General features: G+C 75.5%; 7 protein-coding genes and 1 pseudogene. 7 read left to right on the top strand and 1 reads right to left on the bottom strand.

Annotated elements, in window-relative coordinates:
- The 5 genes from ACYVKY_RS17935 to ACYVKY_RS17955 form a co-directional block, all read left to right on the top strand.
- Positions 1-856 (top strand): alpha/beta-hydrolase family protein (locus ACYVKY_RS17935; protein WP_460436348.1); only part of this gene is annotated, 856 nt, incomplete at its 5' end.
- 21 nt (positions 857-877) lie between these two features.
- Complete coding sequence (locus ACYVKY_RS17940; RefSeq protein ID WP_460436349.1) at positions 878-1,213, top strand: hypothetical protein; 336 nt, start codon at positions 878-880, stop codon at positions 1,211-1,213.
- A 66-nt stretch (positions 1,214-1,279) separates the two neighbouring features.
- A complete protein-coding gene (ndk, locus tag ACYVKY_RS17945) occupies positions 1,280-1,711 on the top strand; it encodes a nucleoside-diphosphate kinase (RefSeq protein WP_460436350.1) in 432 nt (143 codons plus the stop codon).
- Positions 1,712-1,827: 116 nt separating this feature from the next.
- Positions 1,828-3,795, top strand: coding sequence for a radical SAM family protein (locus ACYVKY_RS17950; protein ID WP_460436351.1), 1,968 nt, complete (start codon positions 1,828-1,830; stop codon positions 3,793-3,795).
- 42 nt (positions 3,796-3,837) lie between these two features.
- Positions 3,838-4,605, top strand: a complete 768-nt coding sequence (locus tag ACYVKY_RS17955) for a glycoside hydrolase family 16 protein (RefSeq protein ID WP_460436352.1) — start codon at positions 3,838-3,840, stop codon at positions 4,603-4,605.
- Positions 4,606-4,614: 9 nt separating this feature from the next.
- Here the strand turns inward: ACYVKY_RS17955 and ACYVKY_RS17960 are convergent, their stop codons facing one another.
- A complete protein-coding gene (locus ACYVKY_RS17960) occupies positions 4,615-5,685 on the bottom strand; it encodes a hypothetical protein (protein WP_460436353.1) in 1,071 nt (356 codons plus the stop codon).
- Positions 5,686-5,766: 81 nt separating this feature from the next.
- Between ACYVKY_RS17960 and ACYVKY_RS17965 the strand changes: the two genes are divergently transcribed.
- Positions 5,767-6,591, top strand: a complete 825-nt coding sequence (locus tag ACYVKY_RS17965; RefSeq protein WP_460436354.1) for a DUF2344 domain-containing protein — start codon at positions 5,767-5,769, stop codon at positions 6,589-6,591.
- 95 nt (positions 6,592-6,686) lie between these two features.
- Positions 6,687-7,414, top strand: a pseudogene (locus tag ACYVKY_RS17970) (hypothetical protein); the annotation flags it as partial.

Genomic DNA, 7,414 nt, shown 5'->3' on the forward strand with positions numbered 1-7,414 from the left:
CTCGACCTCGCCCGCCGGGGCGGCGTCGTCGGAGACGCTGCCCCCTCGTCTGCGCGCCTTCGTCGGCGACGCCACCCCCGTGGACGAGCTCGCAGCCGTGACCGGCCGTCCCGGCGCGGCACCGGTGCGCGTGGCCGTGCCGCTCACCGCCGGGGACGAGGGGGTCCGCGCCGCGGCCGCCGTGGACGCCCTCGAGCGCTCCGGCGGCCTCGACCGGGGCCTGCTGCTCGTCGTCGTGCCCACCGGCAGCGGGTGGGTCAACCCGGCCGTCGTCGAGGCCGCCGAGCTGGTCACCGCCGGCGACGTCGCGAGCGTCGCCGTGCAGTACGACGACCGGCCGAGCTGGCAGGCGTTCCTCACCGGCGGCGGGGCGCTCGCCGCGGTGCAGACCGGCGCGCTCCTGGACGCCCTCCAGGACGAGCTCGCCGACCGCCCGTCCCGGCCCCGGGTGGTGCTCTACGGCGAGAGCCTCGGCGCGGTCGGCGGGCTGCCCGCGTCCGGCCACCCGCTCGTGGACGGCGCCGTCTGGTCCGGGGTCCCGCACGCCGCCCGGCACCTGGTCGAGGCGGTCGCCGGCCGCGAGCGCGTCCACGTCGTCGAGCACGGCGACGACCCGGTGCCCGCCTGGTCGCCGCGCCTGCTGCTGGGCCCGACCGACGGCTGGGACCGCGGCTGGGTGCCGTTCGCGTCGTTCTGGGGCGCCACCGGCGACCTGCTCGGCTCGCTCGACCAGCCGGTCGGCCACGGTCACCGGTACGGGCCCGAGCTGGTGCCCGCCCTCGCGGACGCCGCCGGTGCCGACGTCCCCGCGGCCGTCGTCCGCGCGGCGCAGGAGGCGGTCGGCGACGGGCGGTGACCCGCTGGCTACGGTGACCGGGTGGAGGGAGCGGGTCCGGTGGTCGTCGTGGCGGTGGCCGCCCTCGGCACGCTCGCGCTGCTGGTCCGCGCGGTGCTCGTGCGGGGCGAGCCGTGGTGGTCGCGGTGGCCCGCGGTCGTCGGTGGCCTGCTCGTCGTGCTGTCGCTGCTGGCGGGCGCCCCGCGCCTCGCCACCGCCCTCGGTGCGCTCGTGCTGGTGGTCGGCCTGGTGCTGCAGCTGGTCTGGAGCTACCGCCGCGGCCGCTACCTCGAGGACGACGTCGCCGGCCTGTGGCGCCGGGTCCGCGGCCGGCCCGAGCCCACCCGCCGCCGCCACCGGGCCCGGGACGAGGACTGAGGGCCCACTAGGGTCGTGCCGGACGTCCCCGCGCCGCTGGGCGCACGACCCGAGGAGCCGAGCACCGTGAGCGAGAACCCCACCGAGCGCAGCCTGGTGCTGGTCAAGCCCGACGGGGTCGCCCGCGGCCTCACCGGCGAGGTGCTGCGCCGCATCGAGGCGAAGGGGTACCGGCTGGTCGAGGTGCGCCTGCGCACCGCCACCCGCGAGCTGCTCGCCGACCACTACGCCGAGCACGAGGGCAAGCCGTTCTACGAGCCGCTCGTCGAGTTCATGCTGTCCGGGCCGGTCTGCGCCGTCGTGATCGAGGGCCAGCGCTGCATCGAGGGCTTCCGCTCGCTCGCCGGCGCGACCGACCCCACCGCCGCGGCGCCCGGCACGATCCGCGGCGACCTCGGCCGCGACTGGGGCCTGGCCGTGCAGCAGAACCTCGTGCACGGCTCGGACTCGCCCGAGTCGGCCGCCCGCGAGATCGCGATCTGGTTCGGCGAGGCCTGAGCCGCTCACGGGGGAAGGTCCGGCACCACCTGGGTGCCGGACCTTCCCCGGTCCCGTCCCCGGCGCGGCCCGCGTACCCTTGACCGGTACGTCGTCCCCGTCCGGAAGGCTTCCCCATGCACGGCCAGTCGATCTTCGACCGGCTCGAACCGCTGCTCGCCCAGGTCTCCAAGCCGGTGCAGTACGTCGGCGGCGAGCTGAACGCGACGGTCAAGGAGTGGGACTGCGGCGGTGAGCACACCGTCCGCTGGGCGCTGATGTACCCGGACGCCTACGAGGTCGGGGTGCCCAACCAGGGCACGATGATCCTGTACGAGGTGCTGAACGAGCGCGACGACGCCCTGGCCGAGCGCTCCTACGCCGTCTGGCCCGACATGGAAGCGCTGATGCGCGAGCACGGCGTGCCCCAGTTCACCGTCGACGCGCACCGCGAGCTCGCGGACTTCGACGTGTTCGGGCTGTCGTTCTCGACCGAGCTCGGCTACACGAACATGCTCACCGCGCTCGACCTCGCGGGCATCCCGCTGCACGCGGCCGACCGCACGGTCGACCACCCCGTGGTGCTGGCGGGCGGGCACGCGGCGTTCAACCCCGAGCCGATCGCCGACTTCGTCGACGCCGCCGTGATCGGCGACGGCGAGGAGGCCGTGCTGCTCATCACCGACGCGGTGAAGGGCTGGAAGGCCGAGGGGCGTCCGGGCGGTCGCGACGAGCTGCTGCTGCGCCTCGCGCGCACCGGCGGCGTGTACGTGCCCCGGTTCTACGACGTCGAGTACCTGCCGGACGGCCGCATCCGCAAGGTGGCGCCGAACCGTCCGGGCGTGCCGTGGCGGGTCAGCAAGCACACGGTCATGGACCTGGACGAGTGGCCGTACCCGAAGCAGCCGCTGGTGCCGCTCGCCGAGTCGGTGCACGAGCGGATGAGCGTCGAGATCTTCCGCGGCTGCACCCGGGGCTGCCGGTTCTGCCAGGCCGGCATGATCACCCGCCCGGTCCGCGAGCGCTCGCTCGAGGGCATCGGGCAGATGGTCGAGAAGGGCCTGGCCGCAACCGGTTTCGAGGAGGTCGGCCTGCTCAGCCTGTCGAGCGCCGACCACTCCGAGATCGGCGAGGTCACCAAGCAGCTCGCCGACCGCTACGAGGGCACGAACACCGGCCTGTCGCTGCCGTCGACGCGCGTCGACGCGTTCAACATCGACCTGGCGAACGAGCTGTCCCGCAACGGACGTCGCTCCGGCCTCACGTTCGCGCCCGAGGGCGGCAGCGAGCGGATGCGCAAGGTGATCAACAAGATGGTCACCGAGGACGACCTCATCCGCACCGTCGCCACGGCGTACTCGAACGGCTGGCGGCAGGTGAAGCTCTACTTCATGTGCGGCCTGCCCACCGAGACCGACGACGACGTGCTGCAGATCGCCGACCTCGCCAAGCGGGTCATCGCCACCGGCCGGCAGGTGTCCGGGCAGAGCGACATCCGCTGCACCGTCAGCATCGGCGGGTTCGTCCCCAAGCCGCACACGCCCTTCCAGTGGGCCCCGCAGCTCGGCCACGAGGAGACCGACGCCCGGCTGCAGAAGCTCCGCGACGCGATCCGGTCCGACCGCAAGTACTCGCGCGCCATCGGGTTCCGGTACCACGACGGCAAGCCGGGCATCGTCGAGGGACTCCTCTCGCGCGGCGACCGCCGGGTCGGCAGCGTCATCGAGGCGGTCTGGCGCGACGGCGGCCGGTTCGACGGCTGGAGCGAGCACTTCTCCTTCGACCGCTGGATGGAGCAGGCGTCGACCGCGCTCGCCCCGTTCGGCGTCGACGTCGACTGGTACACCACCCGCGAGCGCGACTTCGCCGAGGTCCTGCCCTGGGACCACCTCGACTCCGGTCTCGACAAGGACTGGCTGTGGGAGGACTGGCAGGACAGCGTGAACGAGGTCGAGGTCGAGGACTGCCGCTGGTCCCCGTGCTTCGACTGCGGCGTCTGCCCGCAGATGGATACCGAGATCCAGATCGGCCCCACCGGTCGGAACCTGCTGCCGCTCAGCGTGGACGGCCAGCCGCGACGTCAGGCGCTGCTCGACCGGGCCTGACGCGTCACCGCACCGGCGCTGCCCGGGTGCCACCATGCCGCGATGGCGACGGTGACGGAACGGTTCGAGGCGCTCGACCCGCGCCGGTGGACGGCGGCGTACCTGCCCGCCTGGAGCTCGACGCACGACGCGCAGGCGACCTGGGACCTCGTGCCGGACGGCCTGCGCCTTCGCGTCCCGGACGAGCACCCGCTCTGGTGCCCGGAGCGCCACCCGGATCCGTTGCTCAAGGTGTCCGGCGTGCAGAGCGGCACCTGGTCGGGCCCGGTGGGCGGCACCCGCGGCCAGCAGCCGTTCCGCGAGGGACTCACCGTGACCGAGGAGCAGCGCGAGCAGCGCGGCCTGGTGTGGCGGTACGGCCGCGTCGAGGTGACCTGCCGTGCCGTCGTCGGACCGAGCTCGATGTTCTCGGCCTGGATGATCGGGTTCGAGGACGAGCCCGACCGATGCGGCGAGCTGTGCCTGGTCGAGGTGTTCGGCGACTCGGTCGGTGCCGACGGGACGGTGGCGGTCGGCTGCGGCGTGCACGCGTTCCGCGACCCCGCGCTCACCGAGGAGTTCTCCGCGGACCCCGTCGCCCTCGACGTCGGCGAGCGGCACACCTACGCGGTCGAGTGGACGCCGGACGGCACGACCTTCGAGCTCGACGGCCGCACGGTGCGGCGGTCGGCGCAGTCGCCGCGCTACCCGATGCAGCTCGAGCTCGCGGTGTTCGACTTCCCCGGGCGGGGTCCGCGCCCGCAGGTGCCGGAGCTGGTCGTCGAGTCGGTGGTCGTCGAGAGCGACGAGCTGGTCGACGGCGCCGCCTGAGGTCGCGCCTCAGCCGCCGAACCGCTTGCGGCGGCGACGACGACGGGTGCGGTACAGCGCGTCCGACAGCAGCAGCGCCAGCACGCAGCCCGCCCAGCCGACCCACGGCACCTCGACCCGCGTCGACAGCCGGAACAGGGGCACCGAGAACAGCAGGCACAGCACCATCCCCACCAGCAGCGGGTCGACCCCGGGCTCGCGCGCGGGGTCGACCGGCGACTCCTTGCGCACGACGAGGAAACCGACCCACGCCAGCGGCAGCACCACCAGCAGGGCGAGCAGGCCGAGCACGGTGCCGAGGTCGACGTCGACGGCGATGAGCACCCCCTGCACCACCACCAGCAGGGTCATCAGCCAGAACCCGATCCGCAGCGGGAACGTGAGCTCGTCGTCGAACGCGACGATCGCGTCGTGCCGGGACGGGTCGAGCCGCGCCGCCTCGAGGTAGGCCTCCTGCCGGTGCGAGGAGGGCGCGTCGTAGTCGGCCTTCGCGCGCAGCACGTGCGCGTCCGGGTCGTGCGGGTCGAGCTCGAGCGCCCGCTGCACCAGCGCCAGCGTCGCCGCGACCTGGCGCTTGTCGAACGGGTTGGTCTGGTCGTGCGCGACCTCGGCGAGCAGCAGCGCCGCCGCCGCCGACTGCGGCGCCAGCGCGACGGCCTGCTCGGCCGCCTCGCGCGTGGGTCCCCGCTTCGCGACGGTGTCCTTGAGCACCTGGGCGTGGGCGAGCCAGGTCGCGGCGTCGAGCGGGGCCACCTCGACGGCGTGCCCGGTGAGGCGGCGCGCCTCGCGCCAGCGCAGGGGGTTCACCGACAGCGCCAGGCCGAGCAGGCACAGCGCCTCGGGGTCGTCGGGCTCGGCGGCCACCGCCTGCCGCAGCAGCCGGACGCCCTCGTCGGCGTCGGCCGGGTCGCCGGTGGACAGCAGCAGCCGCGCGCACGCGCGCAGCAGATCGGGGTCGCCGGGTGCCTGCGCGAGCAGCGGCAGCAGCAGGTCGAGGCCCTCGCGGGTGCGTCCGGTCTCGTCGAGCAGCTCGGCGCGCTCGATCGCGTGCTCGAGCCCGTACGGGGCGTCCGGGTCCACCCGAGCACGCTAGCGAGCGGCCGTGGGGTCGGCGGGAGGCGTCCACAGCCGGTCGTGGCGGGTGCGGCAGGATGGACGACCGTGGCACGCCGACCCGAGGGGCCCCCTCCTCCGCCGCCGGTGCAGAAGCTGCGGATCCGGTACACCAAGCGGTCCCGCCTGCGGTTCACCAGCGCCCGCGACTTCCAGCGCGCCCTCGAGCGCGCGCTGCGCCGCGCCGAGGTGCCGATGGCCTACTCGGCCGGGTTCACGCCGCACCCGAAGATCTCCTACGCGAACGCCGCGCCCACGGGCGCGGCGAGCGAGGCCGAGTACGTCGAGATCTCGGTCGTCGAACGGGTCGACGCCGACGCCCTGCGGGTCGCGCTGGACGAGGCGCTCCCACCCGGCCTGGACGTCGTCGACGTGGTCGAGGCCGGACCCGGCGGGCTCGCCGAGCGGCTGCAGGCGGGGGAGTGGGAGCTGGTCCTGCCCGGCCTGCGCCGCGAGGACGCCGCGGCCGCCGTCGAGGCGTTCCTCGCACGCGACAGCGTGCTGGTCGAGCGCGTCACCAAGTCCGGACGGCGCGAGGCGGACGCCCGCGCGGCGGTGGTGCTGCTGGAGGTGCTGGCGCCCGGCGAGGCGGTCGCCGACCTCGGGCGAGCCGCGGTGGCGGCCGGCGGCCCCTGTGCGATACTCCACCTGGTCGTCCGGCACGCCACACCTGCCGTGCGACCCGACGACGTCCTGACCGCGCTCCACGCGGTGGCCGACCTCGCGCCCGTGTCACCACCCCAGGTGACGCGGCTGGCGCAGGGGCCGCTCGACGAGGGGACGAGGACCGTGGCCGACCCACTGGCCCCGGACCGGGAGGTCGCCGCCGGAGGGCACCGCGAGCCGCGAGGCGACGCGAGCCCGCCGGACTGACCACGACTTCCGCCGTGGCCCCGCCCCGCGGGCTGCGGCGACTGACCACCTCGGGCCCGCGGTGCGGCCGGGCCGGGGACGAACGGGAGCGACCCGTGAGCGACGAGACGACCGACGCCGGCACCACCACCGGGACCGACGCACCGACGGGCGCCGAGCCGCCCGCGAAGGCGCCACGCAAGCGGGCGCCGCGCAAGAAGGCGGTGGCCCCGCAGCAGGCGCCGCCGGCCACCGAGCCGGCCGAGGAGCCTGCCGCCGAGCGACCCGCCGTCGAGCAGTCCGGTGGCGCGGACGAGCCACCCGCCCCGCCGAAGAAGGCGGCGCGCAAGCGCACCCGCAAGGCCACCGCGCCCGCCGCGACCCCCGAGCCCGCCGCCGAGGTGCAGGCCGGGACCGCGACCCCGGCCGACACCCCGACCGAGCAGGCACCCACCGTCGACGACGCGGCGGCGTCCGCCGCTCCCGAGGGCGGTGAGGACGCGCCGAAGCCGCGCCGCAAGCGCGCCCGCGCCACCCGACCCGCGGCCGCACCGGTCGCGAGCGAGGACCAGCCCGCGGCCGCCGAGCCGCAGCAGCTCGAGCCGGTCCCCGCGACGGAGCCGGGCGAGCCCGTCGCCGACGAGGACGACGACGTCGAGGAGACCGACGCCGACGAGGCGCAGGACGCCGCCGAGGAGGCCGCGCCCGCCGGGGTCTTCGCCCCGCTGTTCCAGGCGCCGCAGCCCACGACGCCGCGCCGCCGCCGGGCCGCCACCCGTCCAGCCGGTGCGCCGTCCCCGGCGGCGCAGGACGAGCCGGCGCAGGACGAGCCGGCGCTGGAGCC

The organism is Angustibacter speluncae (genome assembly GCF_054777815.1).

Excerpts from the sequence above, each read along its gene's own strand:
- ACYVKY_RS17950 (WP_460436351.1), top strand. The coding sequence starts at position 1,828 with ATGCACGGCCAGTCGATCTTCGACCGGCTCGAACCGCTGCTCGCCCAG.
- ACYVKY_RS17955 (WP_460436352.1), top strand. The coding sequence starts at position 3,838 with ATGGCGACGGTGACGGAACGGTTCGAGGCGCTCGACCCGCGCCGGTGG.